Origin of the sequence: Rhizobium sp. JAB6, from assembly GCF_003024605.1 — a bacterium.
Classification (GTDB): domain Bacteria; phylum Pseudomonadota; class Alphaproteobacteria; order Rhizobiales; family Rhizobiaceae; genus Rhizobium.
The window spans coordinates 1-14,942 of sequence record NZ_PYJQ01000001.1; the positions used below are offsets into that span (position 1 = coordinate 1).

At 62.1% G+C, this 14,942-nt stretch carries 16 protein-coding genes; 2 read left to right on the top strand and 14 right to left on the bottom strand.

Annotated elements, in window-relative coordinates; genetic code table 11:
* Window positions 1–216: 216 nt before the first annotated feature.
* The 9 genes from C7U61_RS00010 to C7U61_RS00045 all read right to left on the bottom strand — a co-directional run bounded on the left by C7U61_RS00010 (window position 217) and on the right by C7U61_RS00045 (window position 7,296).
* On the bottom strand, window positions 217–459 hold the full coding sequence (locus C7U61_RS00010) for a hypothetical protein (protein WP_106996873.1): 243 nt from the start codon (window positions 457–459) through the stop codon (window positions 217–219).
* A 260-nt stretch (window positions 460–719) separates the two neighbouring features.
* Window positions 720–965 (bottom strand): efflux RND transporter permease subunit, encoded by a 246-nt coding sequence (locus C7U61_RS19580; RefSeq protein WP_245410728.1) that lies wholly within the window; start codon window positions 963–965, stop codon window positions 720–722.
* Window positions 860–1,096, bottom strand: a complete 237-nt coding sequence (locus C7U61_RS19585) for a hypothetical protein (protein WP_245410738.1) — start codon at window positions 1,094–1,096, stop codon at window positions 860–862. The genes C7U61_RS19580 and C7U61_RS19585 overlap by 106 nt, the downstream gene beginning before the upstream one ends.
* 148 nt (window positions 1,097–1,244) lie before the next feature.
* Window positions 1,245–2,309 carry an ABC transporter ATP-binding protein gene (locus C7U61_RS00020; RefSeq protein WP_106996124.1) on the bottom strand — a complete coding sequence of 355 codons (1,065 nt, stop codon included), beginning with the start codon at window positions 2,307–2,309 and terminating at the stop codon, window positions 1,245–1,247.
* Window positions 2,306–3,235, bottom strand: a complete 930-nt coding sequence (locus C7U61_RS00025) for a PfkB family carbohydrate kinase (protein ID WP_106996125.1) — start codon at window positions 3,233–3,235, stop codon at window positions 2,306–2,308. Before C7U61_RS00025 ends, C7U61_RS00020 begins: the two co-directional genes overlap by 4 nt.
* A complete protein-coding gene (locus C7U61_RS00030) occupies window positions 3,236–4,258 on the bottom strand; it encodes an SIS domain-containing protein (protein WP_106996126.1) in 1,023 nt (340 codons plus the stop codon).
* Window positions 4,255–5,100, bottom strand: coding sequence for a carbohydrate ABC transporter permease (locus tag C7U61_RS00035; RefSeq protein WP_106996127.1), 846 nt, complete (start codon window positions 5,098–5,100; stop codon window positions 4,255–4,257). Before C7U61_RS00035 ends, C7U61_RS00030 begins: the two co-directional genes overlap by 4 nt.
* A complete protein-coding gene (locus C7U61_RS00040) occupies window positions 5,100–5,984 on the bottom strand; it encodes a sugar ABC transporter permease (protein ID WP_106996128.1) in 885 nt (294 codons plus the stop codon). Before C7U61_RS00040 ends, C7U61_RS00035 begins: the two co-directional genes overlap by 1 nt.
* 73 nt (window positions 5,985–6,057) lie before the next feature.
* Window positions 6,058–7,296 (bottom strand): extracellular solute-binding protein, encoded by a 1,239-nt coding sequence (locus C7U61_RS00045; protein WP_106996129.1) that lies wholly within the window; start codon window positions 7,294–7,296, stop codon window positions 6,058–6,060.
* A gap of 211 nt (window positions 7,297–7,507) precedes the next feature.
* On the opposite strand from C7U61_RS00045, the gene C7U61_RS00050 reads away from it, so the two are divergent.
* On the top strand, window positions 7,508–8,710 hold the full coding sequence (locus C7U61_RS00050) for an ROK family transcriptional regulator (RefSeq protein ID WP_106996130.1): 1,203 nt from the start codon (window positions 7,508–7,510) through the stop codon (window positions 8,708–8,710).
* Here the strand turns inward: C7U61_RS00050 and C7U61_RS00055 are convergent.
* The gene (locus C7U61_RS00055) at window positions 8,707–9,048 is read right to left on the bottom strand and encodes a DUF6665 family protein (protein ID WP_106996874.1); all 342 of its coding nucleotides are present in this window, start codon (window positions 9,046–9,048) and stop codon (window positions 8,707–8,709) included. The genes C7U61_RS00050 and C7U61_RS00055 overlap by 4 nt on opposite strands.
* Window positions 9,049–9,301: 253 nt before the next feature.
* Between C7U61_RS00055 and C7U61_RS00060 the strand changes: the two genes are divergently transcribed.
* Window positions 9,302–9,835 carry a methylated-DNA--[protein]-cysteine S-methyltransferase gene (locus tag C7U61_RS00060; RefSeq protein ID WP_106996131.1) on the top strand — a complete coding sequence of 178 codons (534 nt, stop codon included), beginning with the start codon at window positions 9,302–9,304 and terminating at the stop codon, window positions 9,833–9,835.
* Between the two features lie 95 nt (window positions 9,836–9,930).
* On the opposite strand, the gene C7U61_RS00065 is transcribed toward C7U61_RS00060, so the two are convergent.
* From C7U61_RS00065 to C7U61_RS00080, 4 genes are read right to left on the bottom strand one after another with little or no spacing between them, the layout of a single operon-like run.
* A complete protein-coding gene (locus C7U61_RS00065) occupies window positions 9,931–11,934 on the bottom strand; it encodes an aldo/keto reductase (protein ID WP_106996132.1) in 2,004 nt (667 codons plus the stop codon).
* 50 nt (window positions 11,935–11,984) lie between these two features.
* Window positions 11,985–13,073: a sn-glycerol-3-phosphate ABC transporter ATP-binding protein UgpC gene (gene ugpC, locus C7U61_RS00070; protein WP_106996133.1), complete on the bottom strand. Its 1,089-nt coding sequence runs from the start codon at window positions 13,071–13,073 to the stop codon at window positions 11,985–11,987.
* A gap of 15 nt (window positions 13,074–13,088) precedes the next feature.
* Entirely contained in the window at window positions 13,089–13,925 is an 837-nt protein-coding gene (locus C7U61_RS00075; RefSeq protein ID WP_106996134.1) for a carbohydrate ABC transporter permease, read from the bottom strand.
* A complete protein-coding gene (locus C7U61_RS00080) occupies window positions 13,922–14,782 on the bottom strand; it encodes a sugar ABC transporter permease (protein ID WP_106996135.1) in 861 nt (286 codons plus the stop codon). The genes C7U61_RS00075 and C7U61_RS00080 overlap by 4 nt, the downstream gene beginning before the upstream one ends.
* Window positions 14,783–14,942 lie beyond the last annotated feature (160 nt).

A 14,942-nucleotide genomic window follows, 5' to 3' on the forward strand; every position in this document is an offset into this window, starting at 1 on the left:
GCGTAATACGAGCACCTCCGCCAGCTTCGGCTGTGACGAAGGCACTCTCTCGCTCAACAACACGCAGCCGCAGGAGGAAGATAGCAGGCTCGGTCGGCGGAAGGACAGGGGACGCCCTTTTTCGGATCTGGTCTCCAACCTGACGTTTTCTGATCGGCAAGCTGCTCCGGCCAGAGCCTCTAGCTGTCAATCCTTCCGCGTATCGCCGGTCTTGCCCTATCGCCAGCGCCATGGCGCGTCACTCTTCCACCAGGCAACGAAGATCAGCAGTGCCGTCGGGATACCGATCGCCGCTGCATAGGCGGTCGGATCGTCGTTCGCAAAGGGTGCGGCGACGGAAATGGCAGCAGCGAGCACGAGCGCGTAGATCGCAATCGCGACCCAACCCTGCCACCGGCACGGCAGACCCGCCCCGTAGCCATAGGTTTTTACGCGGAACCAGGGTACTTTCGTCCTCATTCGGCCGCATCCTTCATTCGATCTCTTGCCGATCGATCCTGTTTTCCTTTTCAGCATTGTCCGGCAGCTTTCGATCAGAGACAAGGTCACCGGCACGAAAACGAGCGTCAGCACCGTTGAGGACAGGAGACCGCCGCGATCACGCTTGCGCCATCGATGCGCGCTCCTCCGCCTTCCCCAAAGCCGAGCGCCAGCGGCATCAAGCCCATCATCATTGCCGGGTGGTCATGATGATCGGCCGAAGGCGGACAATGCCGGCCTCAATCGCGGCTTTGGCACATGTTGCACCGCCTCGCCGGCCGCTTGTTGGCTTGATGGACAGGCAGAATAACATTCTTGGTCACGAGGCCTATCAGCCTGATGAAGCCGATGACTGAGAAGATATTGATCGTCGACCCCTTCACAAGAAGACCGACCAGCACCCCACTGATCGACAGCGGCGGCTGGTAAAAACCATGCCGATCACGAGAACCCCGGCATTCACGAAAGCGATCAGCGCCGTGCACCCGACGCTGCGGGTAAGATCGTACATGATCCAGGGATAGAGGATGGCCGCAAAGGCATGGCTGAAATTCAGAGCGATATTGCTCAATTGAAGCCAGAAAGGCCATTGTGCGCTGCGTTGAAGTTGAAACACGGTTCTTTCCCGACGATCGTTTGCATCGTCAGGTTCGGCGCTCCGCCTTGCGGTAACATTACGGAAATAAAATTAATGCGGGTGGCGCGGGAGACTGCAATGGTCGCTCGCGCCACCCTCGGCGATCATGTCTCCAGGGTGTGAAGATCTATTCGCAGCGCCGCCCGGTGGCGCGATCGAAGAGATGCAGCGCGCCCGCGTCGAAGCCGAGCTTTAGGCTCTGCCCTTCCGCAATCGCTGTGCGCGGCGGCAGGCAGGCCATCAGCCGCTGAGAGCCCGCCTGGGCCGTGACGATCAGCTCGGGGCCTGTGAGTTCAGCGACTTCGCAGACGGCCTCGAGCTTGCCGTTTTCCTCGAGACGCAGGGTTTCCGGCCTTATGCCGATGACCAGCTCCTGATCCCGTTTGATCTCGGTTTTCGTCGCCGGCATCGGCAACGTAATCGAGGTGCCGTCTATACGAAGCAAATCCTGATCGGCGGTCGCATTCAGGAGGTTCATCGGCGGCGCACCGACGAAGGTCGCGACGTAAAGCGTTGCCGGATGATTGTAGATCTCGTCCGGCGTTCCGAGCTGCTCGATACGGCCGTCACGCATTACGGCAATGCGGGTCGCAAGCGTCATCGCCTCGATCTGGTCGTGCGTCACATAGACGACGGTGGTCTTCAGCATCTGGTGCAGGCGCTTCAGCTCGGTGCGCATTTCCATCCGCAGCTTGGCGTCGAGGTTGGAGAGCGGCTCGTCGAAGAGGAAGACTTCCGGCTTGCGCACCAGCGCCCGGCCGATAGCTACCCGCTGGCGCTGGCCGCCGGAAAGCTGGCTCGGCTTGCGCTCCAGCAGCGCCTCGATCTGCAAGAGCTTCGCCGCCTCGCGCACAGCCTTGTCGCGTTCCGCCGCAGGCACCTTGCGCATTTCCAGGCCGAAGCCGATGTTGCGGTGGACGGAGAGGTTCGGATAGAGCGCATAGGACTGGAACACCATGGCGATGTCGCGATCCTTCGGGTGCACGCCGAGCACCGAGCGATTGCCGATGCGGATATCGCCGCTGGTTGCCTCCGCAAGCCCGGCGATGATGTTCAAAAGCGTGGATTTGCCGCAGCCCGACGAACCGAGCAGCACCAGGAACTCGCCGCTTTCGAGCGAGATATCGATGCCCTTCAGCGTCTCCACTTCTCCATAGCTCTTGCGGATGTTCTGGATTTCGAGCGCGCTCATCTAGCGACCTCCTCGGATGCTTTGGCCGGGCCGTAGCTGCGCGGCAGAGTGGAAATGGCGCGCGAGGCGACCGCGATCCCCGCCGCAAGGCAGGCCGCCGGCGTCTCGCCGCTGGCAAGGGCGGCCAGGAAGCCGGCATTGAAGACATCGCCTGCGCCGATCGTATCGACCACTATAACTTTTGGCGCCGTAGCCGAAACGAACTTGCCGTCGGCATCGACGGCGATCGCACCATCCGGACCGCGCTTGACGACGAAGATGGCGCCTGCAGGCATCAGCGCACGAAGTGCGCGGGCGGCGTCAGCCGGATCGTTCATGCCGGCAAGCGTCGTGGTCTCGACCTCATTCATCAGCGCCACGCCGCAGCGGGAAAGCCAGCGACGCGTGGCGTCGCAATTCGTCTCCGTCCAGCCGTCGAGCGGCCAGCCTGTGTCGAGCGCGACGGTGATCCCGTGCTTGTCGGCCCAGTCGAACAGGGCGTCGTAGTCGCGGGCGAGGTCTTCCGTCAGAAAGGCGCCGCAGAGCAGCGCATAACCACCGGCAAGCTTCTCGCCATCGAGCACCGTCAGCACGTCGTCGAGATTGAAGCGGGGAAGGTGGCCGCGCGTGGTGAAGAAAGTCCGCTCGCCGTCGGGATGTGTGATGCCCACCGAGAGTGTCGTGCCCTCTGGACGTACCGGCCACTTGCTGCTGCGCTTACCGAACGCTTCGCTGAGCCAGCGTCCGAACTGGTCGCTGCCGACATTCGCCGCGATCTCGTAATCGACGCCGAGGCCCTCCCAGGCGAGCGCGCTATTGCCCGCCTGGCCGCCGACGCGCAGCTCGTCGTGATCGACGATGATCTCGGTGCCGGCTTTTGGCCACGGTGCTGCCGGCCCAAGGATCAGGTCGATATTGACATTGCCGATGACTGCAAGCGGCTTCATTCATTCGCTCCGGGTGATCTTCGTCGAGCGCACCGGCGTGCCGGCATTTTCCACCCGCTCGTCGGCAAAGGCGATCATCAGTGACTGAGCGACGGGCAGCATCTGGAAGATGGCGGCAAGTCCGCTTTCCGGCTTGAAGCGCAGCGTGACACAGCCGGGCACCGGCTCTTCCTCGGAGCCGTCGAAGACGATCACGGGCGCACCCGTTTCGGCGGCGGAAACGGCCATGGCCGTCACGAGGTTCGCCGTTGCATCATTGCCGCGGAAGAGGATGACGCCGATCGAGGGGCCGAGCATTTCCATCGGACCATGGCGCAGCTGCCCGCCTTCGAGCGAGAAGCAGGGACGACGGGAAAGTTCGGTGAGACCGAGCGCCAAAGCCTCGGCAACGCCCTGCAGACGCCGACCGGAGGTGACGATCGTCACGACATTGGCGAGAGCCGCAAGCGCCGGCTTGATGTCGAATGCTCCAGGCGCGCGAAGCACGGCAAGCGCAGGCGTCGGGTCCTGTCCAAGAGCGGCGAAAATCGCCAGATGCAATGCGAAGGTGACGGTAAGGCTGCGGGTTGCCGCAAAGGCGAGCTCGGTGCCGCCGGCGCCGACAAGTGAAGGCGCGGTTTTCGCAAGGAAAGAGCTGCCCTCCAGCGTCAGGCCGAAGGTCTCGGCAGTACCGCCCGTTTCCTTAAACCAGCGCACGACCTCGGCGCTTTCGCCGGATTGCGAGGTCATGAAGATCGTGCGGCCTTCCAGCGGCAGCGGCTGGCCGAGCTGTTCGGAGAGCGGCAAGGCGATCGCATCGATGCCGGCTGCGCGGTAGAGCGGTTCGACGGCGCGGTTGACGGCATGGGAGCCACCCATGCCGAGCAGCAAGAGCTTGCCGGTGCGCTTCAGCGAGGCCGCGGCCTTGGCGGCCATGTCGGCGGCAGCCTCGAAGGAGGCGAGTGCATCGGCATGCTGGCGGGCCATTTCGCGGTCGATGGCGGCAAGGCCTTCGGGGCGTGTTCTCTCTTTGGTCATGGTCATCCCTTGACGCCGCCATTGGTGAGGCCCGAGATCAGGGCACGTTGCATGACAAGGCCGATCAGCACCGGGGGCAAGGCGGCCAGCACGCCGGCAGTCGCGATCAGTCCGTAATCCGAGACACGGCCGCCCGCGAGATCCGCGATGGCGACGGTGAGGGTCTTGGCGCGCTGGTCGGAGGTAAAGAGCAGCGCATAGAAGAATTCATCCCAGGCAAGCAGGAAGGCGAAGAGCGCCGAGGTCGCCATGACCGGCATGGCAAGCGGCAGCGTGATGATCTTCAGCGTCTGGAACAGCCCGGCGCCGTCGATCATCGCCGCAGCCTCGATCTCCTTCGGGATGGAATCGAAGCCGGATTTCATCAGCCAGGTCGTGAATGGCGCGAGGATCGTCAGATAGACGAGCGCCAGGCCGAAGACGTTGTTTAGCATGCCGAGATGGGCGAGGCCCATATAGAGCGGCACGGCAAGAGCGACTGGCGGCAGCATATAGGTGGCAATGACCATGGAAAGCGACCACCCGACGGACGGCGTGCGCGACACGGCCCAGCCGGCGGGGATGGCGAGCGCGATTGCGGCAACGGTCGCCATGCCGGCCACTTCGACGCTGTTGCGCAGCGACGAGGTGAAGGCGGCACCCTCGCTGTTTTCCAACGTCGACAGCAGCAGCTTGTAGCGCGAGAAATCCGCCGTCTGCGGCCACCAGCGCAAAGGCTTGGCGGCAAGATCGGCGGCCGGCGAAATGCTCATGATGAAGAGCCAGGCGATCGGCGCCAGGATGATGACAGCGAGCAGGATGGCGCAGACATAGATGAAGCAGGTGAGGAGCGGGCTCTGGCGTTCCATTAGGCGGCACTCCCCGCTGTTTTGCGGACAAGGGCGGCATAGGCGGCGGCAAGCACCGTGACAAGGAGCGTGACGATGAGGGCGAGCGACGCACCCGATCCCGCCCGCTGAAAGGAAAAGGCTTCCTGATAGACGAGGATCGACAGCGTGCGCGTGCTGTTTGCCGGGCCGCCGCGCGTCATCACCCAGATGATGTCGAAAACCTTGAAGGCCTCGATGGTGCGCAGCACCAGCGCCACCATCAGCGGCCCCGCCAGATAGGGCAGGATGACGAAGCGGAAGCGCGTGAAAGGTCCGGCGCCGTCGACCAGCGATGCGGCGGTGATATCGCGCGGCACGGCCTGTAGGGCGGCGAGCGCAATCAGCGCCACCAGCGGGAAATTCTTCCAGCAATCGGCAACGATGAGCGCCGTCAACGCCGTGCCCGGCTCGCCGAGCCAGGAGCGATAGGCGTCAATTAGGCCGAGCTGGGTAAGGGCAGCGTTCAGCGCGCCATATTCGGGATTGTAGATCAGCCGCCAAAGCGTCGCGTTGACGACGGTCGGCAGTGCCCAGGGCAGGATCATCAGCGCGCGCAGCACGCCGCGCCCTTTGAAATTCTGGTTCAGCAGCAGGGCGGCCAGCACGCCGAGCACCATTTCGGCGGCGACGGAGACGATTGCGAACCAGGCTGTCGTGATCAGGGTGCGCTGGAAATTGGAATTTGCCAGCATCTTCGCGTAATTGTCGATGCCGACGAAATTGCCGCCGGTTCCCACAAGCTTCGCATCCGTGAAAGAGAGGCCGACCGTGTCGACGAGAGGCCAGCCGATGACGGCGATCATCACCGCAAGCAGCGGCAGCATCAAAGCCCAAGCGCGAGTTGTCATAGAGGTGCCGGACATGGCAGGCCCCTTCTTTCATTCTTCATGGAGGAGGTAAGAGGCGGGCGGCAACGAGTACCGCCCGGTAAGACTATCAGAGACCGCTATTGTCGGCAGCAGACTTCAGCGCGTCTTCCGGAGAAGACTGGCCGAGCAGCGATTCCTGGATCGCCTGCTGCAGTGCAGTCGACAGTTCCTGATATTTCGGCGTCGTCGGACGCGGATACATGGCGGCGAGGCTGACCTTTGCGGCTGCTATCAGCTCTTCCTGGCCTTTCGTCACGGCTGGATCGTCATAGGACGATGCCCAGATCGGCAGGCTGAGCTTGGCATACTGGTTCTGCGTTGCCTGAGAGGTCATGTAGCTGATGTACTTCCAGGCCTCGTCGGGATGCTTGCTGGCAGACGTGATGCCAAGACCCATCGAGCCGTTGACGGCCGAAGCCTCGCTCTTGCCGGCAACGCCCGGTGCCGGCACGACGCCGACCTTGCCCGCAACCTTGCTGTCCTTCGGGTCGTTGGCCATGTTGTACATGTAGGTCCAGTTCAGCGCGAAGGCGGCGTCACCGTTTTCGAAGACCTTGCGGACGTCCTCTTCGAGGAATTCCTTGGAGTTCGGATTGGTGAGGCCGGACTTGTAGCTGGTGACCATGTACTTCAGGGCATCAAGACCGCCGCCGGTCTGGAAGGCCGGCTTGCCGTCCTTGATGAAATCGCCCTTATAGGCGCTGACGAGTGTGGCGTAATCGCAGATCGCGGCCTCGGCCTGCGACCAGCTCCAGGCGATCGGCGTCGCCAGAAGGCCCTTGTCCTTGATGATCTTCGCCTGCTCGTTCAGTTCGTCCCAGGTCTTCGGCGGCGTCTTGATGCCGGCCTTTTCCAGGATTTCCTTGTTGTAGAACAGGTACTTGGTATCGAGGATCCAGGGCATGCCATAGTATTTGCCGTCATACTGGACCGTCGTCCACGCGCCCGGCAGCACGCTCTTCTTCGTGTCGTCCGAGATGCGCGAGGAAACGTCGACCAGAACCTTGTTGGTCGCGTATTCGGCCGGCCAGATCACATCGAAGAGCACGACGTCATAGCCGCCGCCGGACCCTTGAGCGAGCACGGTCTTGTCGTGCAGGCCTTCATAAGGAACGAATTCGAGATTGACCTTGATATCCGGATTGGCCTTGGAGAAGGCATCTGTCATGGCGCGAACATCGGCTTCGCTATAGGCGGCCTGCGCCATGAAGAGGGCATTGATCGTGGTTTCTGCAAAGGCGTGCGAGGCGAAGGATACGCCGATCAGCGCTGCGCCCAGCAATGTCTTGTTCAATGATTTCAACATTCCGTCCTCCAGTTTTTGACAGTCACGCGATTTTTCCAAAGGCGGCTAACGTCGCCAGCGGTTCTCTAGCAGGCAATTGGCCGGGCTGGCTGCCGAACATTGATCGGAGCGTCGCTCAAGTTCCCTGATGAAACTCTGTGGTTTCTTTTAAGTCAATTGTCTTGACTAATTTGTTCTTCAATATTCTATTGCTGTCAAGAGGCAAAAACAGATGAACGATATTCGCCCGATCAGGGCCACGAGCGGAACGAACCACGAGGGCACCAGCGCCCATAACCGGCGGGTGATCATCGACGCCCTCAGGCTGAACGGCGCGCTCTCCCGCGCCGATCTCGCGCGCGCCACCCGTCTGACGAAGCAGACGGTCTCCAACATCATGGAGGAGCTGGAGCACGACGGGCTGGTGACCTCAAGGGAAACGGTGCGCCGCGGCCGCGGCCAGCCCTCCACTCCCTATGGTCTCGTGCCGGAGGGCGCTTTCGCCATCGGCCTGCAGATCGACCGGCACATCACCCGCGCCATCGCCGTCGATCTCGTCGGCAACGTCCTCATCCGCAAGGAAGCGAACCTGCCGGCCGGTGGCCCGACGACGGGAACGCCCGTGGTCCTGCAGCTGATAGAAGATGTGCGTGCCGAGCTCAGCCAGCGTGTCGCGCAGGCGGAGAAGCGCCTCGTTGGCCTCGGTGCGGCCATGCCGGGTCCCTTCGGCATCGAGCAGGAGGATGCTGACAATCCGTGGATGATGGGCGCATGGCAGCGCTTTCCGCTGTTGGAGACGCTGTCGGCCGGCACGGGCCTCAATGTCACTCTGCAGAACGACGCGGCCGCCTGCGCGACCGCCGAGCGCATGGTTGGCGCGGCGCATGGGCTCGACCACGCCGTCTGCCTCTACGTCGGCTACGGTATCGGTGCGGGGCTTATCCTGGGCGGCGAACTTTATAGCGGGGCCTATGGCAATGCCGGCGAAATCGGCATGGCGCTGCTGACGGCGGGTGGGCGGCTGACCCAGCTCGAGCATCGCGCCTCGCTGGCTTCGCTTTACGATCACCTCGGCGTCGATCCGATGGCCCCTGATATTTATTCGCTGATAAACGACCGTGCCGCCGCCGATGACCCGGATATCCTCGCCTGGATCGAAAGGGCGGCGGTCGATCTGCGCTGGAGCGTACAGCTCATCGAAACTATCTTCGATCCGCAGACGGTAATTCTCTGCGGCGGTGCGCCCGTAGCGCTCGCAACGCGGCTGATCTCGGCGATGCAGCCGCTGCTGCCCTCCAATGCCGATCGCCCGGATCGATTATTGCCGCGCCTGCAGCTCGGCATGACCGACCCTTGGGCTGTGGCGCGCGGTGCGGCGGCGGAGCCGATCGGCCATGCCTTCGATCCGCGTTTTCAGGCAATCCTGAAATCCTAAACCGGAGGATGTCGCGGGCTGGCGCCGAGGCGCGCGAGCACCTTGTTCGGAATGCCATAGCGCTGGATGACGTCGCGGCCGTTGCGCAGGCCGCAGAGCTCGCGGTGGATGAACATGGCCCAGACGGCTTGCGCCGCGATATCCACCAGCCGCTCGTGCTCGATCCCCTCCTTGCCCTTGGCTTCGCCCTCCTGCAATGCGGCAAGCGCCGCTTCCACCTTCATACCGTGATGGCCGAGCGTGCTGGCCTGTTCCCATAGCATCTCATATTCGAGAATGCCGAGACCTGTCTCGTTCGTCTGCGAAGAATTGAAATTGCGCGGCGGGCGAACTGTCATGAAGGGCTCCGCATGCTGGATGATGTGGCTTTCCGCGATTCTACACAATTCCAGCCCATTTCCCAAGCGAGCGCATGGAGGCTGCGTCATCTCGCGGCTGAGCACAGGAATAGGAAATGCCGGGATTTTCCTGCTCGCCGTCCGTTTTCGGGTGGTTGGCGACCGTCATTTGAGGTCCAATAGGGACATAAGCGCTCCATCAGAGGCAATCTCGCCTGATGCCGCGAGCGCAATTCAAAGAAAGGATATCGGCATGACCAAAACTCCGAGAAATGCAGAAAAGCACTATGTCTATCGGACTATCGATTCGCCCGTCGGCGCATTGAAGCTCGTCGGCAGCGATGACGGCCTTGCTGCGATCCTCTGGGACAACGACCGGCCTGGCCGCGTGCCCCTGCTTATCGTAGCCGAAGACGACAGCCATCCCGTGCTGGTGGAAACCGAGCGGCAGCTCTGCGAATATTTCGCCGGCAAACGACACGTTTTCGATCTGCCCCTCGATTTTGCCGGAACGGAATTCCAGCAGAAGGTCTGGCAGGCCCTGCTCGCCATCCCCTTCGGCGAAACGCGCAGCTACCGCCAAATCGCAGCGGAGATCGGCGCGGCCAAGGCGATCCGAGCGGTCGGCGCCGCCAATGGCCGCAACCCGATCTCGATCATCGCACCCTGCCACCGCGTGGTGGGGTCGGCAGGCGATCTCCGCGGATTTGCCGGCGGTCTCGAGCGCAAGGCCTATCTGCTGCGCCTCGAAGGGGCTGATGCGAAGACATTCGATTTCGCCGGCTGATCACTGATAATCATGGACGGCGCGTATGCAAAAGGCCCATCCGGTTTCCGGATGGGCCTTTTGCGTCAATAACGCCTTTGAACGACAGGCCTATCTCAGCCCTCGAGCCACTTCACCTGTTCCGGCGTCAGCTTGATGTCGAGCGCCGAGAGGCTATCCTCCAGTTCGGCGACCGTGCGCGGGCCGATCAGCGGAATGACCGGGAACGGCTGGGCGACGACATAGGCAAGCGCGATGTGGATCGGGTTGCGGCCGAGCTTCTGCGCCAGTTCTATCGCCCTGTCGCGGCGGCCGAAATTGCGGTCGGAATACCAGACACGAACCAATTCCTCGTCGTCTCGCTTGTCGCGGCCGGCGCGGTCGGTAAAGAAGCCGCGGCCCTGGCTCGACCAGGCGAAGTTCGGGATCTGTTTGGCGTTGAGCCACGCCTTCCAGTCGTCGTCGGAAGCCGCAACGCAGCCGGCCCAGATCGGGTCGAGCATTTCCGCCAGCGAGAAGTTGTTGGAAAGGGCAGCCGGCGCCGTCTTGCCGTTCTTCTCGGCATAGGCGATCGCCTCGTCGAAGCGGGCGCGCGTCCAGTTCGAGCCGCCGAAGATGCCGCGAATGCGGCCGGCCTTCACCTCGGCATCCATCGCATCGACGAACTCGCCGACCGGAACGTCGGTATTGTCGCGGTGCATGAAGTAGATGTCGACATAGTCGGTCTTCAGGCGAATGAGGGATTGGTCGAGCTGCTTGGCGATCATGTCCGGGTAGCAAAGCGGCGAATGCGCGCCCTTGCCGATCAGCACGATCTCCTCGCGCGACACGTTGCGGCTGGTATGCCAGTCGCCGAAGATGCTCTCCGTCTTGCCGCCGCCATAGACATAGGCCGTGTCGAAGGTATTGCCGCCGGCTTCATAGAAGGCGTCGAGCGTCAGCGAGGCGGCTGCGAAATTCGGGAAGAACTCGAAGCCGAGCGTGACGAGCGATGCCGGCTTGGAAATGCCAGGAATGCTTCGCTTCGGGATGCTGTTGCCCTTGGTAACGGTCGCGGCGGCGATATTCTTCGTCCGCTTTGCCGCCTTTTCGACACCATATTCGAGGCCGATCGAAGCGCGCCATTGGTCGAGAACCCTGAGATTGCCGATCGAATCCGCCCAGCCGATGCCGGGATAGGCGAATTCCTTTTGTCCGGCGCGAATGGCGTCGCCAGCCGCATCGACCTCGAAGGAGTACAGCCAGCGCTCTTCCTTGACTTCGATCGTCTGGGTCTCTCCGCCCTTAATGACGTCGATCTTGCCGACGCCACCCTTATGCCCGGAGGCGAACCAGAAGTCCTTGACCTCGATGCGCCCGTCCGAGCCGATGATGCGTAGCGTGTTGTCCTGGTTCGCCATGATCGAGCAGGACACTTCGGCAATGACCTTATTCGGGAATTTCAGGACGGCGGAAGCCCATTCGTCGACTCCGGTCTGGCCAAGATGGCCGACACCGGAGACCTTGTCGGGATCGAGGAACGGCTTGCCATCGACCGCGCCGGCGATCAGGCGGGCCATGGAGACCGGATAGCCGCCGACATCGAGAATGCCGCCGCCCGCCATGTCATTGGCAAACAGCCGGTGTTCCGGATTGACCTTGCCCATGTTGAAGCCGAAGGAGGAGCGGATGATGCGCAGATCGCCGATTACGCCGCTCTTGACGAGCTCGATCAGCTTCGCCGTCTGCGGATGGACGCGATACATGAAGGCCTCGCCGGCAAAGACGCCCGCCTTCCTGGCTTCGTAGTAGATGGCTTCCGCATCGAAGGCGGAAAGCGCGATCGGCTTTTCGACGAGTACATGCTTACCGGCCCGGATCGCCTTGATCGCCCATTCGGCATGGCCGGTGTGGGGCGTGGCGATATAGACGGCGTCGATTTCCTTGTCCGCGAGCAGGGCTTCATAGCCATTGACGATGCGCGCGCCGGGGAAGCCGTCGCCGAGGCCCGGCTTGTCCGGGTTGCGGCTGGCGATGGCCACCAGTTTGCCGCTGCGGGAATGGGCGATACCTTCGGCAAAAGTCTGTGCGATCCTGCCGGGGCCGATGATGCCCCAGCGGATTGATGTCTCAGTGGTCATGGAACGATCCTTTCCTAAATCTGCATGCTGTCTTGGGAGAACGGGCGGCGCTATCGCAATCGGTTGCCGGCGCTGTCGAACAGGAATGTCTTGGCCGCCGATAGCGCCACGCTGAGCTTGTCGCGATTGCCCGTATTGCGGGACTCCTCGCGCTCGATGACGATCTGCTCGCCGCCTTCGATATTGGCGTAGATGTAGCTGGTGTTGCCGAGATGCTCGGCGACATCGACGTCGACGGTCATATCCACATCGCCGCGTCCGGCCTCGAGGAAATGTTCCGGCCGGACGCCGAGCGTCACCGGCTGGCCGGCCTCCACCTTGGCGGAAGTGAGTGGCAGGGTCAGACGGATATTGCGGCGGCCCTTGAGCACGACGGCGATGCGGCCCGGTTGGTTGTCCGTCACCTCGGCCTGCAGGAAATTCATTTTCGGGGAGCCGACGAACCCGGCTACAAACTGGTTGGCCGGATCGTCATAGAGGTCGAGCGGCGCTCCCACCTGTTCGATATTGCCGCCGCGCAGCACGACGATCTTGTCGGCGAGCGTCATGGCTTCCGTCTGGTCGTGGGTGACGTAGATCATCGTCGTGCCAAGCTTCTTGTGGAGGCGCGAGATTTCCACGCGCATCTGCACGCGCAGTTCGGCGTCGAGGTTGGAAAGCGGCTCGTCGAACAGGAAGATCTGCGGTTCGCGCACGATGGCGCGGCCGATGGCGACGCGCTGGCGCTGGCCACCGGAAAGCTGCTTCGGCCGGCGCTGCATCAATTCGGTAATCTGCAGGATCTCGGCCGCCTGCTTGACGCGGCGGTCGGTGTCGGCCTTCGGATTGCCGTTCATGCGCAGCCCGAAATTGAGGTTCTGCTCGACCGTCAGATGCGGATAGAGGGCATAGGACTGGAAGACCATCGCGATGCCGCGATCGGCCGGTTCCACGTCGTTGACGACCCGGCCGCCGATCCTGAGTTCGCCGCCGGAAATATCCTCCAGGCCGGCGATCATGCGCAGGAGCGTGGACTTGCCGCATCCTGACGGCCCGACGAAGACGACGAACTCGCCGTCCTTCACCTCGAGATTGGCGCCGTGGATGATTTCCAGCGAACCGTAGCGTTTAACGATATTGGTAAGAGACAGTTCAGCCATACGGATCTCCCGGAATTATTTGATTGCGCCGGCGGCGATACCGGCGATGAAGTGGCGTTGCAGGAGAACGAAGACGACGAGGATCGGCGCCGTCAGCATCACGGCGCCCGCCATGATGCCGCCCCAGGAGACCCTGGTGAGGCCGATCAGCGTTCCGAGCGCGACGGGCGCGGTCATCATTCCCGGCCGGGAATTGATGAGCAGCGGCCAGAGATAGTTGTTCCAGGAAGCCAGGAACAGGATGATGGCGAGCGCCGCCATGGTCGGCCTTGCCAGCGGCAGGGCGATGCGCAGGAAGATCTGCCATTCCTTGACCCCTTCGACACGGGCGGCGTCAAAGAGCTCGCCCGGCATCATCGAGAAGGCCTGACGCATGAAGAGCACGCCGAGCGAGTTGAAGAGCGGCGGAACGATCAGCGCAACCCAGGAGTTGGCCAGCCCGAAATCGCGCGCCACCATGATGAATTGCGGGATGACGACGACGGAGTAGGGCAGCGTGATCGTGCCGAGGATGATGCCGATGACGCCCGAACGCCCGGCGAACTGGTAGCGCGCGAGCGCCCATCCCGCCATCGAGGTCAGCAGCACCGACAGGAAGGTATAGGTGACGGCAACGACAATGGAGATCGTCATGGCGCCTATGAAGTTGGTGTCGGCCTGGAGGTTTCGGACGTTGTCCATGAAACCCGTCGACGGTGTCAGGATGATGCCGGGGCTGAAGATGCCGTAATCGGGCATGGTCGAGAAGACGAACATCATCCAGAGCGGAAACAGCCAGATGATGGCGAGCGGCGCCAGCAGGCCGTGCAAGACGATGGAGCGGATCAGAGTGGATTTGGACTTCGATTTCATTTCGGTTCGCGCCCCACCCAGAGATTGAGAAGAGAGATGGCTACCGCAAGCGCCGCCATCGTATAGGCGATCGCGGAGGCATAGCCGAAGTTGGTCGACTGGAAAGCCTGACGATAGAGCAGCAGGCCGAGCGTTTCCGTCCCGCCGCCGGGGCCTCCCCTATTGGTGATCAGATATGGTTCGGTGAAGAGCTGCATGGTGCCGATGACGGACAGAACCACGCAGAACAGAATGATCGGCTTCAGGAGCGGCAGGGTGATGTGGATGAACTGCTTGAAGCGGCTGACGCGGTCGAGGGTCGCCGCCTCATAAACATCCTCGGGAATCGATTGCAGCCCGGACAGGATGATGATGGCGTTATAACCCGCCCAGCGCCAGGTGACGGCAATGATGATGAGCACCATGGCAGCGTGCGCATCGGCGAACCACGACACCGGTGCGATGCCCACGCCGCCGAGCAGCTTGTTGACGATGCCGAAATCGACGTTGAACATCAGGCGGAAGACGGCGGCATAGGCCACCTCCCCGACAACGACGGGCGCAAAGAAAGCGAAGCGAAAAATGCCGCGTGCCTTCAGCAATGGTGAATTCAGCAGCACCGCCATGACCGTGGCGAGCGTGATCATGACGGGTACCTGGACGATCAGGATGATCAGCGTATTTTCAAGCGCGTTGTAGAAAGCCGGATCCCCGAACAGCCGCCCCCAATTGAGCGACAGATTGAAGGTCCACGGATTGACCCGGGTATTCTGGAACGAGATCAGAAACGAGTCGATGATCGGCCAGACCCAGAAAGCGGCGAATACCAGAAGATAGGGTGCAAGGAACGCATAGGCGCTCCGGTTTCGCAACCGCATGAAAGCCTTCTCCTTTATACGCAGGAAAATGATGCGTAACATCGCATCCCCGCCGCCCTAGAGCGTGACGCCGAAAAGCGCAGGCGGTTTTCGGACGGCGTCACGCTCTACTTCTTTGATTCCAGAGCGGATTCAGATTTCAGGCCGAACAGACCTAAAA

Coding starts and splice junctions, on each gene's coding strand:
- C7U61_RS00010 (WP_106996873.1), bottom strand. CDS start 459: ATGAGGACGAAAGTACCCTGGTTCCGCGTAAAAACCTATGGCTACGGG.
- C7U61_RS00020 (WP_106996124.1), bottom strand. CDS start 2,309: ATGAGCGCGCTCGAAATCCAGAACATCCGCAAGAGCTATGGAGAAGTG.
- C7U61_RS00025 (WP_106996125.1), bottom strand. CDS start 3,235: ATGAAGCCGCTTGCAGTCATCGGCAATGTCAATATCGACCTGATCCTT.
- C7U61_RS00030 (WP_106996126.1), bottom strand. CDS start 4,258: ATGACCATGACCAAAGAGAGAACACGCCCCGAAGGCCTTGCCGCCATC.
- C7U61_RS00035 (WP_106996127.1), bottom strand. CDS start 5,100: ATGGAACGCCAGAGCCCGCTCCTCACCTGCTTCATCTATGTCTGCGCC.
- C7U61_RS00040 (WP_106996128.1), bottom strand. CDS start 5,984: ATGTCCGGCACCTCTATGACAACTCGCGCTTGGGCTTTGATGCTGCCG.
- C7U61_RS00045 (WP_106996129.1), bottom strand. CDS start 7,296: ATGTTGAAATCATTGAACAAGACATTGCTGGGCGCAGCGCTGATCGGC.
- C7U61_RS00050 (WP_106996130.1), top strand. CDS start 7,508: ATGAACGATATTCGCCCGATCAGGGCCACGAGCGGAACGAACCACGAG.
- C7U61_RS00055 (WP_106996874.1), bottom strand. CDS start 9,048: ATGACAGTTCGCCCGCCGCGCAATTTCAATTCTTCGCAGACGAACGAG.
- C7U61_RS00060 (WP_106996131.1), top strand. CDS start 9,302: ATGACCAAAACTCCGAGAAATGCAGAAAAGCACTATGTCTATCGGACT.
- C7U61_RS00065 (WP_106996132.1), bottom strand. CDS start 11,934: ATGACCACTGAGACATCAATCCGCTGGGGCATCATCGGCCCCGGCAGG.
- ugpC (WP_106996133.1), bottom strand. CDS start 13,073: ATGGCTGAACTGTCTCTTACCAATATCGTTAAACGCTACGGTTCGCTG.
- C7U61_RS00075 (WP_106996134.1), bottom strand. CDS start 13,925: ATGAAATCGAAGTCCAAATCCACTCTGATCCGCTCCATCGTCTTGCAC.
- C7U61_RS00080 (WP_106996135.1), bottom strand. CDS start 14,782: ATGCGGTTGCGAAACCGGAGCGCCTATGCGTTCCTTGCACCCTATCTT.